We start from the raw sequence: 16,741 nt of genomic DNA, 5'->3' as shown, positions 1-16,741 counted from the left end.
CATGTTGCGACGCCGGACAGCCGACGCCACAGCCGGTACTGCACGGGGTTTGTCGGGGCGACAGGACTCGAACCTGCGGTCTCCTGCTCCCAAAGCAGGCGCGCTAGCCACTACGCTACGCCCCGCAGTGACCGCACGAGTCTAGTCGACCCGCACCAGTGCTCGCGCCACCGGGGCCCTGGAATACCGTTTTGAGTCCACCCGTGTGGATGTGGAATCATGTGCGAGCACCATGCGGGTGTAGCTCAATGGTAGAGCCTCAGTCTTCCAAACTGATTACGCGAGTTCGATTCTCGTCACCCGCTCGGGCGAGTGGCGAGGCATGCCTGCGGAAAGCGCAGGTGGCCTCGCCCTCTTCTTTTGTGCGCCTTCGCTCCGCTCGGCGCGGGCGGGGGCTTCGCCACCCGCACCCCCTGGCGCCTTCGCTTCGCTCGGCGGCTTGGGTCGGGTTGCCTGGTGCCTTCGCTTCGCTTCGCTCAGCGGCTTGGCCGGGATTGCCTCGCGCCTCGCTTCGCTCGGGGCTTGGGCCGGGGTTGTCTGTGGGGGTGCCGGCCGTTCGTCGGGTGGGTGACGATGGAACTCGAGCGAGAGGGCTGACATGGAGTACCTGGCGATGATCGGTAGCAACGGGCCGCAGCCGGAGGAGAACCGGGCGCGGATGGCGCGGGAATTTCCGGCGTACCAGGCGGAGATGGGGCCTCGCGGGGTGAAGGTGGCCGGGCGGCCGCTGGACATCGACGAGCCGGTGGTGACGGTGCGGGTCCGCGGGGGCGAGACGTTGGTCGTGGACGGGCCGTTCGCGGAGACGAAGGAGTTCGTGGGCGGGCTGGACCTGCTCGACTGCGCCGACCTGGACGAGGCGATCGAGGTCGAGGGGAAGAACCCGGTAGCCCGGTTCCTCCCGCTCGAGATCCGCCCGTTCCGCGACGGGGTCCGGCAGGGCCGGCGTTTGCCGGCGTTCGCGGCGAACGACGACACGGCCGGGTCGCCGTACCTGTTGACCGCCTGGACCGACAGCGAACCCACCACGGTGCCGCCGGACTACACCGCCTGGCAGGAAGCCCTCGACGCCCGCGGCCAGTACGTACTGGGCGGCCTACTGACCGGCCCCGCCACCGCAACCACCCTGCGCTCCCACGACGGAACCATCCACCTCACCAACGCCCCCTTCGTGGACCTAGCCAGCTTCATCACCTGCGTCGACGTCATCACCTCCGCCGACCGCGACGAAGCCATCGCCCACGCCGCCGCCCACCCCCTGGCCCAGACGTGCGCGATCGAACTACGCCCCTTCCACAGCGAGACCCGCCGCGCCGAGAGGACCCTCAGACCCACTGCGTGAGACACCTCCAGGCGCCGAGTGGTCAGGGGGCGCGGAGGAACGCTACGGCGTCTATGGAGGCTGGGGCGGTGGTGGTGGAGATGATCTTGAGGGCCCCGGTGCGGAAGGCCGTTGTGGGGAGGTACGTGACTACGCGGCTGGTGGTGGTGGCTGCCAGGGAGACGGTGCCGATCTTGATGTTCGCGTGGTAGATGTCGACCTTGCCTTGGCCGGGGCCGTGGAGGGCTACCAGGGCTATGCGTAGGCCGGATTCGGTTGCCTTGGTCAGGTACGCCCCGTTGGCGCGCAGGATGGTGGTGGTGCCTTGGAAGGCCAGCGTGCTCGTGGTGCGGGTTACGGTGCCGGCCGACGTGAGGGCTCGGTCGTCTTCGGGGGCTACCGAGCAGATGGGCGCGGACCACGCGGACAGGTTTCCCAGGTAGTCGCGGGCCCGGACCATGAAGCACTCGTCCCAGCCGAGTCTCGGTGCCCAGGTGATCGAGGTGATACGCGTGTTCTGCCAGTTCGCCGGATACATCCACTTGCCGAACGCAGCACCCGTCGCGGTCTTGTAGACCACGTCGTACGACGCGATGTCCGTGTCGTCCTTGTACGTCCACCGCACCGTTGCCGTCCCGCTCAGCTGAACGCGGTCCCCGATCCGCCACGTGACCAGCGAAGGCGCCGTACCGTCGACCTCACTGCAGTACGACGTACTCCAAGCGCTCAGGTTGCCCGCGTAGTCGCGGGCTCGCACCTGCCAGCACGTATCCGTGCCAATGGGAGCCGTAAGGCTCGCAGCAGTCGTCTTCAGCCCCTGCCAGCCCGCGACCTCGTTCCACGCGCCGTACGGCGATGTCCGGTTCGGACGCTGCTGGATCCGTACGTCGTAGCTCAGCACCCCGCTGGCCGGGGAGTTCGGGTCCTGCGGATCCTGGTACGCCCAGTCGAACGACAGGCTCGTGTTGTCACGCACCCGGTCGCCTGCGGACGCGTACGTCAGTACTGGCGCCACCGTGTCCGGATGCTGCTGCGGGTCCGCGGTAAGCCAGCTCAGCGTCGCCACACGCGCGTTGTTCGACCCGTCGGCGTACACGAGCTTGGCCAGTCCAGAACCATCCACCCGGAAGCTAGGCCCAGTACCGCGGATCGGCCCGTAGCTGTGCTGCCCCAGCGCCGGGTCGTTGAGGTCCGTGACCAACAGATTCGACCCCGACGTCTGTACGGCGAACCCGTTGCCCAACTGGGAGTCCGCGGCAACGGTCAGGTTCCGCGGCGGCTGCGGCCCGTTGACGTCTACGACCTGGTTACAGCCGCTCAGCACCGCCCAGCGCCCGTTCACGGCACCAGGCCCGACACTGCACGCACTGGCAACAAGAACGGTCTTAACGTCACCAGTAGTCAGGTTCTTGCCGTCCAAGTGCCCAGGCGAGGTCACCTTCCACACGGTGTTGCCGGACAGCGCGAACGGCGGCTCCACGTCGGCCAACTTGGCCTTACTGGCAACGTCGTACACCTCTGCCGTCGTAGCACTCGCAGCACGGTGTGAAACGAGCACGCCGCCCTTCCCGAGCACTACGTCGTCCGCAGCGGGGAACGTGAGCCCGCCGACCTTCGCCGTACTGCCGTCGAACGTCAGTAGCGCCGCACCCTCCACCTGCAACGCCTTACCGGACGAGGTGCCGCCCGACGCCGTCCACGACGTCCCGTTGTTGCTGGTCTCGTACACCGCATGCGTGGAGGGATCCGACACGACCACGCGCGCACCCGACAGACCCACGTCGGCGGCGGCGTGCCCCGGGACCAGCACTCCGGCCTCGACAGGATCGGCAGCACTCGCCTGCACCGCGGTCAGCGGCAGCAGCACGACGGAACAGACGGCAACAGCTCTGGCACGAAACACGGGACCCCCCAGCCACTTCTCAGCCATCGCACCCTAGCCAGTAACCGCCGGTAACGGAAGCGACCCGCGAAAACCAGGTGACACCCCGTGACCTCCCGAGGATCCTGGAACGTTGGCCACCAACCGAAGGGACGGCATGCAGGCAGGAATCACGGTATCGGCAGCCGAACTGCCAGAAGTGCTACTGCACGTCGCAGTGGTCCGCCCGGTGTTTCTCTGGGGAGCACCCGGCATCGGTAAGAGCAGCCTGGTGCGGGCGTTCGCGGAATCGCTCGGCCTGGAGTGCGTGACGCTCCTGGGCACCCAGCTCGCCCCGGAGGACCTGATCGGCGTACCGCAGATCGTGGACGGCCGCAGCCGGTTCGCGCCGCCGGTGGCGATCGCCCGCGACGAGCCGTACTGCCTGTTCCTGGACGAGCTGAACGCGTCGTCCGCCGAGGTGCAGAAGGCGTTCTACTCGCTGATCCTGGACCGCCGCATCGGCGAGTACGAGCTGCCGGAGGGGTCGGTCGTGATCGGCGCCGGCAACCGCGCCACCGACAACGCCTTGGCGCGCCCGATGGCGAGCGCGCTGGTCAACCGGTTGGTCCACATCCACCTACGCGCCTCCGCGACCGACTGGCTGGAATGGGCCGGTACGGCGGGCATCCACCCGTGGGTGCTGGAGTACCTGCGGAACCGCCCCGACCACCTGTGGACCGCACCGCCGAAGACCGAGGAGCCGTTCTCCACGCCGCGCAGCTGGCACATGCTATCGGACGCCCTGCACTCGTACGGTGAGGACGTGTCCGACGAGACGCTCCGGGTGCTTGCCTTCGGCACCTTGTCCGGCGGGCACGCCTCCGCGTTCCGCGCGTACGTCAAGACGGTCCGGCACGCGTTCGGGCTGGACGCCGTACTCAAGGGCGAGGCCGGCTGGCCGTCGGCTCCGGAGGACCGTGACCTGCTGTACTTCCTGGCCGAGACGTTCCGGGCGCGGCTGGTGAAGGAGTTGGCCGCGGACAAGGCGTCCGCGAGCCCTGCGGCCCGGCAGCTCGCTCACCGCGGCAAGGCACTGCTGGTGGAGCTGGCCGCGATCTCGCTGGAGGTAGCGCAGCTGGTGATCGCGTCCGACGACGACGGGCGCCCGGTGCTGCCGACGTGGTTCCTGGTCGAGGTGAGCCGCGACCTGCCGCGTCTGGTGGCGGCCCGTGCCTAAGCGCAAGAAGCAGGACCCGGCACTGGAGGCGATTCAGGCCGGCTGGACGACCGTGGCCACGCACCCGCTGTTCGCGCCGATGATCGACCGGATGTATGCCCCGCAGCGCGACGACACCTGCCCGGACGACGGCTGGGCGGTCATCGACTCGAACGGGCAGATCCACACCCACCGCACGCGCCGGGCCACACCGCAGGAGTGGACGTGGGTCTTCGCGCACCTGCTGATCCACCTAGGACTCGGTCACACCACAGCGGATCAGGCAGCCGGCGCGGCCTGCGACGTGGCCGTCAATCGGTACCTCCAGTCGCTCAAGCTGGGCACACCGGTCGTAGAGCTGCCCTCTACCTTCCCGAGCCTCGAAGAGGACCGCCTGGCTCGGCTCTGGCGGCGCTCGGGAGTGCCACCCGAGTACGACGGCCTGGGCGTCGCCGGGCACGCGGCGGACGTCGTCGCGGCCCGCCAGAACGGCTGGGGCAAGCCACCGAACTGGGACGAGCTTTTCGCAGCAGGACTCTCCGCAGCCGCCGCGGCAGCCGTTGACGTCGCTGGTGGCGCCCGTTCGTCGCTGGGCACCAGAGGCCGTGACAAGTGGGACCTGGCGCTCGGCTGGTTCGTCTCGTCGTACCCGTTGCTGGGTGCGATCGCATCGAGTATGACGCTCGTCGCGGACGCGGAGCTCGCCCGCGGCTGGGACATCCACGTCGCCGCGGTGAACGCATCCGCCGGTGAGATCTACGTGAACCCGCTGACCAGTCTCACGCAGAACGAGTGGCGGTTCGTGATGGCGCACGAGATGCTGCACGCCGCCCTCCGGCACGGCGAGCGGGTCGGCGGCCGCGACCCGTACCTGTGGAACGTCGCCGCGGACCTGGTCATCAACGGCTGGCTCCTGGAGATGGGCGTCGGCACCATGCCCGACGGGGCACTGCACGACCCGGTCCTGAAGGGCATGTCCGCGGAAGAGGTCTACGACCGCGTCACCACCGATCTACGCCGCTACCGGAAGCTGGCGACACTGCGCGGCGTCGGACTGGGCGACGTACTCGGTCACCCGTTGCCGCACGCGGGAGAAGCAGCCAGAGCAGCCGGGCTGGACGACATCTATCGGCGCGCGCTGAACACGGGACTCGCCTACCACGACCCCAGCCGCGGCACGCTGCCGGCAGGCCTGGTGGAGGAGATCCGCGCGCTGGACCACCCGCCGCTCGCCTGGGACGCGCAGCTGGCCCGCTGGTTCGAGGAGCACGTTCCCGCCGTCGAGAAGCGCCGCACGTACGCACGGGCCTCCCGCCGCCAATCCGGTACGCCGGACATCCCGCGGCCCGGCTGGATCCGCCCGCTCGAACTGGAGCGCCTCCCGACGTACGGCGTCGTACTCGACACGTCCGGGTCCATGAACCGCGAACTGCTCGGCAAGGCGCTCGGGGCGATCGCCTCGTACTCACGGGCTCGCGACGTGCCGGCTGCACGAGTCGTGTACTGCGACGCGGCGGCGTACGACGCCGGCTACGTCCCCGTGGACGACATCGCCGGCCGGATGAAGGTGCACGGGCGCGGCGGGACCGTTCTGCAGCCGGGGGTGGACCTGCTGGAGCGTGCGGACGACTTCCCGGCGCAGGGTCCGATCCTGTTGATCACGGACGGGCAGTGCGACGTGGTCCGCGTACGGCGGGAGCACGCGTGGCTCATTCCCCGCAGTGCAACGCTGCCGTTCACCGCAAGAGGCCCGGTGTTTCGCGTGGAGTGAACTGGGTCTGCTCACGGCGAACAGGCGTAGTCGGCTGGCTCTGCTGCGTGACAGGTTCACCGGCATGGCATGGGTCGTCAGAGGTGAGTTCCGGAAGTTATGGCTCGGGCAACTGGTGTCCGCGTCGGGCAGTGCGGTCACGACGGTCGCCTTGCCGCTGGTAGCCGTCGTGACTCTGCATGCCTCGGCGGTGGAGATGGGCGCGTTGTCCGCGTTGTCCATCGCGCCGCACCTGGTGTTCGGGCTCCTGGCAGGCGTCTGGATCGACAGGTGGTCCCTGCGTCGCGTGATGATCTGGACAGACCTCGGTCGGCTTGTATTACTCGGCTCCGTGCCGGCAGCGGCGGCCCTGGGCTGGCTACGGATCGAGCAGTTGTACGTCGTCGCAGTACTGACCGGAGTCCTGACTCTGCTCTTCGACACCGCCTCGCAGACGATCATCCCTGCCCTGGTGCCACGCGAGGACCTCATGCGCGCCAACAGCGCGGCGCTGCTCAACCTGAACCTCGCCTCGACGCTAGGGCCGTCGGCTGCCGGCCTGCTCGTCCAAGTGCTCACCGCGCCGTTCGCGATCCTCGTCGACGCGGCGTCGTACGTCGTGTCCACGGTGACGGCGTACCTCCTCCGCGAGCCGGCGCGGCCACCCGCACAGCCACGGTCCGAAGTACGGCTGACAGCAGGGCTGCGGGTGCTGTTCGGCGACCGGATGCTCAGGCCGCTCGTCACGTCGGCGGCAATTGCGGCCATGGCCGGAGCGATGCAAGGACCGCTCGTCGTGCTGTTCCTGATCCGTGAGCTGCACAAGTCGCCCGCGTTCGTAGGGCTTAACCTCACCACGTTCGGAGCCGCCGCGGTGGTGGGAACGTTTGTCGCCGGCCCCTGGTGCGCACGGGTCGGTATCGGTCCCTGCTATCTGTCCGGGACATTCCTCGCGTCACTGAACGGTGTCGCTCTGTTCACCGGGCTGACACCGGCCATCCTTCTCGGGCAGGTCTTTGCGGGACTCGGTATGGCGCTGTTCGGCGTACCGCAGCGCACCCTGCGGCAGGCGATGGCACCACCGCACCTCGTGGGCCAGGTCAGCGCCTCCTGGCGCACCCTGGTGATCGGGGGCCAGACCGTCGGCGCGGCCGGCGCCGGCGTGCTGGCGACAGCGCTGGGTATCCGCCCCACGCTGCTGATCGTCACCGCGGGAATGCTCTCCGGTCTGCTGGTCGCGACGCTCTCACCGCTCCGCGGATTGCGCGTCCTGCCCGAGGTTGCGCGATCGATCGCGCAGGACTGATAGCGATCCGTGATAGGTCCGGAGGTCGCCGCCGCGTGGAACCGCAACGGCCTATTGCGATTCATTCACCGGGAATGGAATTGGCAGGACAAGCGCTTACCTAGTGGGCGATACTGGAAAGTGCGCCGTTTTCAGGTCGCCAAACCCAATTTCGCTTCGAAGTAGATGGGAAGTGCGCCCGTCCAGATGCCCTCCGAGCACCGTGCCCAAGCGCCGTCGATCGCTGCCCCTTCCACCCGTGCCCCCGAACGTAGCCGAAACCTCTGGCGGCTGCGTCCCTATTTGAAGCCACACCGCTGGCGTCTCTCGGTGATGTTCACCACCGCCATGCTCGGCGTCGGTGTCAGCCTCACCGTCCCGCTGGTCACCAGGGCCATCATCGACGGCCCGGTCACCCGCCGCGAGCTGAGCCTGCTGGTCCCGCTGGCCCTGCTGGCCCTCGGCCTCAGCATCTCCGAGGTCATCCTGGTCTGGATGCGCCGCTGGGCGCAGTCCCGGACCGTCAGTGACCTCGAGGCCACGCTGCGGCACGACCTGTACGTCCGGCTGCAGTCGCTGCCGATGGAGTTCCACACCCGCTGGCAGAGCGGTCAACTGCTCTCCCGGGTGACCACCGACCTGTCCACGATCCGCCGGTTCATGGGCTTCGGCCTGCTGTTCCTGGTGATGAACATCCTGCAGCTGATCGTGGTCACGATCCTGCTGCTCCAGCTCTACTGGCCCCTCGGCCTGGTCGTCCTGGTCGCCGCCGTACCGATCGTCCTGGTGTCACTGCGGTTCGAGAAGAAGTACCTGCGGATCTCCCGCAAGGTGCAGGACCAGCAGGGCGACCTGGCCACCCGGATCGAGGAGTCCGCGCTCGGCTTCCGGGTGATCAAGGCGTTCGGCCGCCGGCCGTACGTGCAGTCGCAGTTCGACGACGAGGCGACCACGCTGTACGACACCGAGGTCGCGAAGGTCCGGCTCGCGTCCCGGTTCTGGAGCTTCCTCGGCGTGATCCCGAACCTGACCCTGGTGATCGTGCTGCTGCTCGGCGCGCTCGCCGTCGGCCGGGAGGCGATCACGCTCGGCACCCTGGTCGCGTTCATCACGCTGATGCTGTCGCTGGTCTGGCCGGTCACCTCACTGGGAGCGATCCTCGCGATGGCGCAGGAGGCGATGACCGCGGCGGACCGGATCAGCGAGATCCTCGACACCTACTCGGTGATCAAGTCCGGTCCGGACGAGCTCACCGGCGCCCGCGGGCACCTGCGTTTCGAGAACGTCGGCTTCCGGTTCTCCGACGACTCGACCGAGGTGCTGCACGACATCAACCTGGACCTGGCTCCGGGTACGACGCTCGCCCTGGTCGGCGCCACCGGCTCCGGCAAGACCACCCTGACCGCGCTGGTCCCCCGGCTGTACGACGTGACGGCGGGCCGGATCACCATCGACGGCCACGACATCCGGGACCTGTCCCTGGTGTCGCTGCGGACGGCGGTCGCGTCCGCGTTCGACGACCCGACGCTGTTCTCCATGAGCGTCCGGGAAAACCTGACGCTCGGCAGGCCCGACGCCTCTGAAGCAGAGGTACAGCAGGCGCTGGAGGTCGCACAGGCGCAGTTCGCCAACGACCTCCCGTGGGGCCTGGAGACCCGCGTCGGCGAGCAGGGCATGTCCCTGTCCGGTGGCCAGCGGCAACGGCTCGCCCTGGCGCGCGCAGTACTCGCCAAGCCCGCCGTACTGGTGCTGGACGACACCCTGTCGGCTCTCGACGTACACACCGAGGCCCTGGTCGAGGAGGCGCTGCAGAACGTGCTCTCCGACACCACCGGCATCGTGGTCGCGCACCGTGCGTCCACCGTGATGCTGGCCGACAAGGTCGCGCTCCTGCAGAACGGCACTGTCACCCACGTAGGAACCCATCAGGAACTGCTGGCGACGGTACCGGCGTACCGCCACCTGCTGGCAGCGGAGGAAGAGGAGGTGCACGCATGACGACGACCCAGCAGACACCTCCTCAGGCGACGGATCCGAAGAACCAGCCCGAAGAGCAGAAGTGGCGGGGTCTGTTCGAGGAGGACCCGGACCGGGAGATCTCCCGCGCTACCAGCATCCGGCTGAAGGAGGACTCCCGGAAGCTGCTCGGTGAGCTGCTCCGGCCGTACCAGAAGCTGATCTGGCTGCTGGTGGTGATCGTGATCGTCGAGAACGGTGCCCGGCTCGCGGTGCCGTACCTGGTCCACCTGGGCATCGACAAGGGCATCCCGCCGATCCTGGCGGGCGAGGGCTCGAAGCAGCTGATCACGATCGTCATCGCCGTACTGGCGTCGGCGTTGCTGCAGGCGTGGGCGCGGCAGATCTTCCTGATGCGCTCCGGGCGGCTCGGCCAGACCATCCTGCTCGGGCTGCGGAAGCGGGTGTTCGACCACTTCCAGCGGTTGAGCCCGGCGTTCCACGACCGGTTCACGTCCGGTCGGGTGATCTCCCGGCTGACGTCCGACGTACAGGTCATCGACGAGATGCTGGCCAGCGGTTTCGACAGCCTGGTGACCGCGGTGCTGACCCTGGTCGGTACGTCGATCATCCTGCTCACGCTGGACGTCAAGCTCGGCCTGCTCGCGTTGCTGTCGTTCCCGGCGCTGCTGGTGCTGACGGCGTGGTTCCGGAAGCGGTCCGCGATCGTCTACCGGCAGACGCGTGAGGCCGTCGTACTGGTCATCGTGCACTTCGTCGAGTCGATGACCGGGATCCGCGCGGTGCAGGCGTTCCGCCGGGAGCCGCGGAACGAGGAGATCTTCCACGGGGTCAACGACCGCTACCGGCGGGCGAACCTGGAGTCGTTCCGGCTGAACGCGGTGTTCATGCCGGCCATCAAGGGCGTCGGCAACATCACGATCGTCGCGATCCTGGCGTACGGCGGTTACCAGGCGTACCACGGGCACGTGACGGTCGGCGTGCTGACCGCGTTCCTGCTGTACCTGCGCCAGTTCTTCGAGCCGCTGCAGGACATCACGCAGTTCTACAACACGTTCCTGTCCGCCTCGGCGGCGCTGGAGAAGCTGTCCGGCGTACTGAACGAGACCCCGGACGTGCCGGAGCCGATCCAGCCGGCCAAGCCCGGCAGGGCCCACGGTCACCTGGAGCTGCGGGACGTCCGGTTCGAGTACGTCGACGGCGTACCGGTGCTGCCCGGTCTGCAGCTCGACGTACCGGCGGGCCAGACGCTGGCCCTGGTCGGTACGACGGGTGCGGGCAAGACCACGATCGCCAAGCTCGTGTCGCGGTTCTACGACCCGACCGGCGGCCAGGTCCTGCTCGACGGCGTGGACCTGCGGGACCTGTCCGAGGACGACCTGCGCGAGCGGGTCGTGATGGTGACCCAGGAGAACTTCCTGTTCACCGGCTCGGTCGCCGACAACATCCGGTTCGGCAAGCCGGACGCGACGATGGAGGAGGTCGTCGAGGCCGCCAAGGTGATCGGCGCGCACGACTTCATCACGGCGCTGCCGAACGGCTACGACACTGCGGTCGAGAAGCGCGGGTCGCGGCTGTCGGCCGGTCAGCGGCAGCTGGTCGCGTTCGCCCGGGCGTTCCTGGCGAACCCGGCCGTGCTGATCCTCGACGAGGCGACGTCCAGCCTGGACATCCCGAGCGAGCGGCTGATCCAGCGGGCGCTGAAGACCATCCTGGCCGACCGGACCGCGATCGTGATCGCGCACCGGCTGTCCACGGTCGAGACCGCCGACCGGGTGCTCGTACTGGAGTACGGCCAGATCATCGAGGACGGTTCGCCGGACCACCTGATCACTGTCGACGGGCACTACGCCGGCCTGCACCAGGCCTGGGAAGAGTCCCTGGCCTGACAGCATCGTGAGGAGGGGGCGCAGCTACTGGCTGCGCCCCCTTCTCTCGTTATGAGCGGCGGGCGGCGCCTGCGTCGCGGACCACTGCCCAGGCGTCGGCGACCGGGCCCACGTGGTGGAGTTTGTCCGGGTTCACCACCGCGCGGATCGTCTGGATCCGCCCGTCGGCGATGTCCAGCGTCCAGGTGTTCACCACGCGCCCGTCGGCGTCGCGGAAGATCGCCCCCGGCTGCCCGTTCACCTCGTGCGGCTCGACCACCCCGCCGATCCGGGCGAACGGCTCGGCCAGTCCCGCCAGCATCCGCGCCACGTTCACCGCACCGGCGATCAGCCCACGACCCCACTGCGGCGCCTGCCCACCGGCATCGCCGACCAGCTGTACGTCGGCCGCGAGAAACTCCAGCAACTCCTCCACGTCCCCGTCCTTGAACGCATCGAAGAACCGGACCGCAAGCTCGTCCCGCTCCCGCCGATCCGCCGCGAACCGCGGCCGCCCCGCCTCCATGTGCCGCCGCGCCCGTACGACGAGCTGCCGGCACGCCGCCTCCGACCGCCCCACCGCTGCCGCCACCTCCGCGAACCCGAACCCGAACACCTCCCGCAGCACGAACGCCGCCCGCTCCAGCGGCGACAGCCGTTCCAGCAGGAGTAGCGCCGCCATCGACACGGAGTCCGCCAGCTCGGCCGCACGCTCCGGGTCTTCGTACGGGTCGGACAGCAACGGCTCGGGGAACCACGGCCCGACGTACTCCTCCCGCCGGCGACGGGCAGAGCGCAGTACGTCCACAGCGATGCGTGTGACGACCGCGGACAGGTAGGCCTTCGTGGAGACAGGTTCGACCGGTGTAGCGGCGTACCGGAGCCAGGTGTCCTGTACCGCGTCCTCCGCCTCGCTGACGCTGCCGAGGATGCGGTAGGCGATCGAGAACAGCAGCGGCCGCAGGTCTTCGAACTGCTCGTCCTTGGATGGCATCAGCTCAGCTCAGCCTTGAAGCCCTGGCGCCAGGACGGGTACTGCAGCTTCCAGCCGAGCTCCCGCTTCGCCTTGGCGTTGGAGAAGCCGCGGCCTTCGGTCATCATCACCACAGCCTGGTCCCCGGCCAGCGGACGCGCCAGCCAGACCGGGATGCGCAGGGGCGGCTTCGCACCCGCGCACTGCGCCAGGTACGGCAGCCAGTCGCTGGCCGGCGCAGGGTCGTCGTCCACGATGTTGAACACGCCCGTGGCCTTCTGCTCGACAGCCAGCACCGTAGCGCTCGCAGCGTCGTCCAGGTGCACCCAAGAACTGTAGCCAGTCCCCTTCCCCACCAACGGGTACTGGCGTTTGCGTACGAGCTCCACTTGGTCGTCGATCGCGCCTGGCCCGTAGAACGCGCCGTACCGCATGACCGCACCACCGATCTTCAGCACGAGGTCCTCGATCCGGCTGAGCGCCTTGAGGCCCACGTTGGCTGCTGTGCCTTCCAGGAGGTCCAGCGGGTCCTCTTCGGTCTTGACCCAACCGCCCTGGCGGATTCCGTTCCAGCTCGCGTAGCCCTGCGCAACGAAGTGCGGCACGCCCACGGCCTCAGCCGCGGCCAGCAGGTGGTCGGTGCCTTCCGTACGCAGCCGGTTGGTCTTGGCGAACCACTTGTCCGGATGCTTGATGTCCGGCTTACCCGCATGCGCCATCGAGATGGCCGTCATCTGATGGACGATCACATCCGGCTTGGCCAAGGCCACCGCCTCACCGACAGCAGCACCGTCCAGCCCGTCGAGCACCACGCCGTCAGCCCCAGCAGCCTTCAACAACCCGAGCTTGCCCGCACTCGTCGTAGTAGCAGTCACTTGATGCCCGCGCGCCACCAACTGAGGCACCAGCCGCCGCCCGAGCACACCGCTCCCCCCAGCCACAAACACCCGCATAATCCTCGCCCTTCTCGTCTTTGACCCCGAGACGAGACAGCCGCGATTCCTGTGACATCGCCCGCCCGGGCGATGGCACGAAGCGGTCATTGTGTCGGCGGGTGCCGATAGGTTGGCGGGATGCTCACCACCTTGGCAGTGGAGAACTACCGGTCGCTGCGGCGCGTCGTCATGCCCTTGGGCGGGTTGAACGTGGTGACCGGGGCGAACGGGACCGGGAAGTCGAGTCTGTACAAGGCGCTGCGGTTGCTGGCCGATGCGTCGCGGAACGGCGCCGTGGCTGCTCTCGCGCGGGAGGGCGGGCTGCAGTCGACGTTGTGGGCCGGGCCCGAGCACGTGCGGAAGGACCGGCCGACGCAGGGCACGCGGCGGACCGGGCCGGTGACGTTGCGGATGGGGTTCGCGGGTGACGACTACGGTTATCTGATGGATCTCGGGCTGCCGATCGCGCACGGGTCGCAGTTCGACCTGGATCCGGAGATCAAGCGGGAGGCCCTGTGGGCAGGGCCGTTCCTTCGACCGGCGGCACTGCTGGTGGAGCGCAGCAACAGCGAGGTGCGGATCCGGTCCGAGAGTGGCGAGTGGCAGCGGGCGGGGCACAAGCTGCAGACGTTCGACAGCATGCTCAGCGAGTTCGCGGATCCCGAGCGGGCGCCGGAGCTGATGCTGGTCCGGGAACGCCTGCGCGGCTGGAGGTTCTACGACCACTTCCGGACCGACGCGACCGCGCCCGCCCGGTTGGTGCAGGTCGGCACACGGACCGCCGTACTCGCGCCGGACGGAGCGGACGTGGCGGCCGCGCTGCAGACCGTCCGCGAACTGGGGCCGCGCGGCGCGCTGGACGAGGCGATCGAGCTGGCGTTCCCGGGCAGCCGGATCGAGATCGTCAACACCGCGGGCCGGTTCGAGATCGCGTTCCACCAGCACGGGCTGCTCCGGCCGCTGTCAGGCGCCGAGCTGTCCGACGGCACGCTGCGATACCTGCTGTGGGTCGCCGCGCTGCTCACCCCGCGACCGCCCGAGCTCCTGGTTCTCAACGAGCCTGAGACCAGCCTGCACCCGGATCTGCTGCCGGCCCTCGCCAACCTGGTCGTCACCGCGGCCAAGGAGACCCAGGTGATCGTGGTCTCGCACTCCCGCCCGTTCATCAGCGCGCTCGAAGCCCTCTCCCCCGACCTGCAGACCATCGAGCTGACGAAGGAGAAAGGCGCCACCACCATCACCGGCCAGGGCCCCCTCGACGAGCCCCCGTGGAAGTGGCCCAGTCGATAGCTAGGGCATGTCTCCTCATCCCGCGCCGTCGCGAGGAGGTGCTCGGTGCGGTAGCCGAGATGCCGTGCCGAGTGCCCCGCAGTAGGCGTGGGATGAGGAGACATGCCCTAGTGCTTGACGCTCTCGAAGCGGACCAGGATGACGGAACCTGTCGCCGAGAGCAGGAAGCCCAGGATGGCGGCCGGCCACCAGCCTGCGCGTACGGCGTCGTTCAGGACGAACACGCCGACGGCCGCCGGCGTAATTGTCTGCAGCGCGATCATCGGCGTGGTGGCCAGTGTGACCGAGCCGCGCTGCAACGCCAGCGAGTACAGAATGAACGCGAGCGCCCCGCTGATCGGCAGCGTGTACAGCGTCGGGCTGTGGAACAGCTCCGCCGGCGACCCGTCCTTGAGCAGGCGCGCGGAGATCGCGACCCCGGCGTACCCGAGACCGGCCAGCAGCCCGAGCAGCGCGGTCGACGCACCGTGTTGCGAGCGACTGGCGACAGCACCCAGTACGGCGATCGTGACGAGGCCGACGACGATGCCGATGGTGAGCGCGGAGTGCCGGGCGGCCGCGCCCGCGTCGCCCGCCGCCACCGCGAGCAGCCCGAGGCCGACGACGACCCCGATCACCGCCGACCACTCGAGCGCGCTCAGCCGGTCCGACATCAACCGGGTCGCGAGCAACGCGGTGACCACCAGGCTGACCGCGATCCCCGCCTGGGCGAGGTACAGCGGCAACAGCCTCAGCGCGACGAAGTGCAGCCCGAAACCCGCCAGGTTCAGCGCCAGCGCGCCGAGGAACGCCGGCTGCTTCAGCAGCTTGACCACGAATCCGCCGAGCCGCCGCGGATCCAGCTCCGACTCGGTCGGCACCTTCCGCGACCCGACCGCCTGCAGGATCGCCCCGACACCGAACAGCACCGCGGCGCCGAGCGCCGCGCCAAGACCGAGAACCACTACGCGACGACCCTACGGCGCCAGGTGAGGTACAGGCTGAGTGCCGCGTAGTAGACGAGGTAGGCCAGCGAGATCACGACGACCACCGAGTTCGGGTGCGGCATCTGCGCCAGGAGTACGGCGTACGACGCCAACCAGATCGCCGTGGTCAGCAGGTTCAGCGAGCGGAACGCCTTGGTGCGCGACGGGTACACGTACTTCACCGGGATGAAGACCAGCACCGAGAAGACCACCAGCAGTACGCCGGTGACGACCGGGCTGAGGCCGAGCACGATGATGTAGAACGCGACCACGTTCCAGTAGCTCGGGAAGCCGAGGAAGAAGTGGTCCTCGGTCTTCGCGTCCACCCGGCAGAACTGGTAGCTCGACGCCAGCAGCGGCAGCGCGCCGAGCACCGCACCCCAGGTGCCGGCCGGGAGGTACCCGCCGGTCCAGAGCAGCACGATCGGCGCGAACGCGTACGTGAGGTAGTCGACGATGTTGTCGAGCATCGCCCCGTCGAACCACGGGATGGTCTCCTTCACCCGCAGCCGGCGCGCGAGCATCCCGTCGGTACCGTCGATCACCAGGGCCGCCAGCCCGAGCCAGAGCGCCCGGACGGCGTCGCCGTCGATGGCGGCGATCACGATCAGCAGCGCGAGCACCGTTCCGCTCGCGGTATAGGCATGCAGTGCCAGTCCGGCCAGACGCAGCCGCGTCGACCCGACGAACGGTTCCCGCACCGCGTCGTGTGTGGTCAGGACAACTCCCAGAACTCAGCCGGCGCAGAGCGCCGGACCGGGTCAAGGTGAACCCGGCCGCCGCCAGCGTCTCACAAGCCTGGTCCCGCTCCGCTCACCGACCGTCAGGTGGAGCGAGATCTTTGCAATGACTTAGTCGACCGGTTCGAGAAGGAAGACGGGGATCTTGCGGGAGGTCTTGGTCTGGTACTCGGCGTACGGCGGGTAGGCCGCGACGCCGCGCACCCACCACTCGTCGTACTCCGCGCCGTCGATCTCGCGGGCGACGTACTCGCCGACCACGTCGCCGTCCTGCAGGGTGACCTTCGGGTCGGCCTTGAGGTTGTTGTACCAGACGGGGTTCTTCGGGGCGCCGCCGAGCGAGGCGAACGCGGCGTACACGCCGTCGTGCTCGACGCGCATCACCGGCACCTTGCGGATCTTCCCGGACTTGGCGCCGCGCATCGTCATCAGCACCACCTTCATGCCCTGGATGTCGACCGCGTCGGTGGTCCCGGCCTCGGCCACCTTGTCGACCTGGTCCCGGACCCAGCCCGCCGTACTCGGCACGTACTCGTCGTCATGCTTCGATGTCATGT

Annotated in this window: 13 protein-coding genes and 2 tRNA genes; 8 read left to right on the top strand and 7 right to left on the bottom strand. The window is 68.7% G+C overall.

Features of this window, described 5'->3' with window-relative positions:
• Positions 1–52: 52 nt before the first annotated feature.
• Positions 53–125 (bottom strand) — tRNA-Pro (locus tag AB0M51_RS00465).
• Between the two features lie 109 nt (positions 126–234).
• Between AB0M51_RS00465 and AB0M51_RS00460 the strand changes: the two genes are divergently transcribed.
• Together AB0M51_RS00460 and AB0M51_RS00455 are read left to right on the top strand one after the other, a co-directional pair.
• Positions 235–305 (top strand) — tRNA-Gly (locus AB0M51_RS00460).
• A gap of 293 nt (positions 306–598) precedes the next feature.
• A complete protein-coding gene (locus tag AB0M51_RS00455) occupies positions 599–1,342 on the top strand; it encodes a YciI family protein (protein WP_344190457.1) in 744 nt (247 codons plus the stop codon).
• 22 nt (positions 1,343–1,364) lie between these two features.
• Here AB0M51_RS00455 and AB0M51_RS00450 read toward each other — a convergent pair whose 3' ends face one another.
• A complete protein-coding gene (locus AB0M51_RS00450; protein ID WP_344190459.1) occupies positions 1,365–3,251 on the bottom strand; it encodes a hypothetical protein in 1,887 nt (628 codons plus the stop codon).
• A 181-nt stretch (positions 3,252–3,432) separates the two neighbouring features.
• Between AB0M51_RS00450 and AB0M51_RS00445 the strand changes: the two genes are divergently transcribed.
• The 5 genes from AB0M51_RS00445 to AB0M51_RS00425 all read left to right on the top strand — a co-directional run bounded on the left by AB0M51_RS00445 (position 3,433) and on the right by AB0M51_RS00425 (position 11,302).
• Positions 3,433–4,422, top strand: a complete 990-nt coding sequence (locus tag AB0M51_RS00445; protein ID WP_344190461.1) for a MoxR family ATPase — start codon at positions 3,433–3,435, stop codon at positions 4,420–4,422.
• A complete protein-coding gene (locus AB0M51_RS00440; protein ID WP_344190463.1) occupies positions 4,415–6,172 on the top strand; it encodes a hypothetical protein in 1,758 nt (585 codons plus the stop codon). The genes AB0M51_RS00445 and AB0M51_RS00440 overlap by 8 nt, the downstream gene beginning before the upstream one ends.
• 64 nt (positions 6,173–6,236) lie before the next feature.
• Positions 6,237–7,457: an MFS transporter gene (locus tag AB0M51_RS00435; protein ID WP_344190465.1), complete on the top strand. Its 1,221-nt coding sequence runs from the start codon at positions 6,237–6,239 to the stop codon at positions 7,455–7,457.
• Between the two features lie 312 nt (positions 7,458–7,769).
• Positions 7,770–9,434: an ABC transporter ATP-binding protein gene (locus AB0M51_RS00430; protein ID WP_344190467.1), complete on the top strand. Its 1,665-nt coding sequence runs from the start codon at positions 7,770–7,772 to the stop codon at positions 9,432–9,434.
• Positions 9,431–11,302: an ABC transporter ATP-binding protein gene (locus AB0M51_RS00425; protein WP_363747522.1), complete on the top strand. Its 1,872-nt coding sequence runs from the start codon at positions 9,431–9,433 to the stop codon at positions 11,300–11,302. The genes AB0M51_RS00430 and AB0M51_RS00425 overlap by 4 nt, the downstream gene beginning before the upstream one ends.
• Positions 11,303–11,351: 49 nt before the next feature.
• Here AB0M51_RS00425 and AB0M51_RS00420 read toward each other — a convergent pair whose 3' ends face one another.
• Together AB0M51_RS00420 and AB0M51_RS00415 are read right to left on the bottom strand one after the other, a co-directional pair.
• Positions 11,352–12,275 (bottom strand): RNA polymerase sigma-70 factor, encoded by a 924-nt coding sequence (locus AB0M51_RS00420; RefSeq protein WP_363747520.1) that lies wholly within the window; start codon positions 12,273–12,275, stop codon positions 11,352–11,354.
• Positions 12,275–13,207, bottom strand: a complete 933-nt coding sequence (locus AB0M51_RS00415; RefSeq protein WP_363747518.1) for an NAD(P)-dependent oxidoreductase — start codon at positions 13,205–13,207, stop codon at positions 12,275–12,277. The genes AB0M51_RS00420 and AB0M51_RS00415 overlap by 1 nt, the downstream gene beginning before the upstream one ends.
• A 120-nt stretch (positions 13,208–13,327) precedes the next feature.
• Between AB0M51_RS00415 and AB0M51_RS00410 the strand changes: the two genes are divergently transcribed.
• Positions 13,328–14,479 (top strand): AAA family ATPase, encoded by a 1,152-nt coding sequence (locus AB0M51_RS00410; protein WP_363747516.1) that lies wholly within the window; start codon positions 13,328–13,330, stop codon positions 14,477–14,479.
• Between the two features lie 107 nt (positions 14,480–14,586).
• Here the strand turns inward: AB0M51_RS00410 and AB0M51_RS00405 are convergent, their stop codons facing one another.
• From AB0M51_RS00405 to AB0M51_RS00395, 3 genes are all read right to left on the bottom strand, one after another.
• Positions 14,587–15,423 (bottom strand): hypothetical protein, encoded by an 837-nt coding sequence (locus AB0M51_RS00405; protein ID WP_363747514.1) that lies wholly within the window; start codon positions 15,421–15,423, stop codon positions 14,587–14,589.
• Positions 15,423–16,145 carry a CDP-alcohol phosphatidyltransferase family protein gene (locus AB0M51_RS00400; protein ID WP_363747512.1) on the bottom strand — a complete coding sequence of 241 codons (723 nt, stop codon included), beginning with the start codon at positions 16,143–16,145 and terminating at the stop codon, positions 15,423–15,425. Before AB0M51_RS00400 ends, AB0M51_RS00405 begins: the two co-directional genes overlap by 1 nt.
• Positions 16,146–16,295: 150 nt before the next feature.
• Entirely contained in the window at positions 16,296–16,739 is a 444-nt protein-coding gene (locus AB0M51_RS00395; RefSeq protein ID WP_344190483.1) for a nitroreductase family deazaflavin-dependent oxidoreductase, read from the bottom strand.
• Positions 16,740–16,741: the final 2 nt, after the last annotated feature.

This window comes from Kribbella sp. NPDC051137 (assembly GCF_040682535.1).
GTDB classification, from domain to species: Bacteria; Actinomycetota; Actinomycetes; order Propionibacteriales; family Kribbellaceae; genus Kribbella; species Kribbella karoonensis.
The sequence above is the reverse complement of the archived record's forward strand: the minus strand, read 5'-3'. Positions and strand labels throughout refer to the sequence as shown.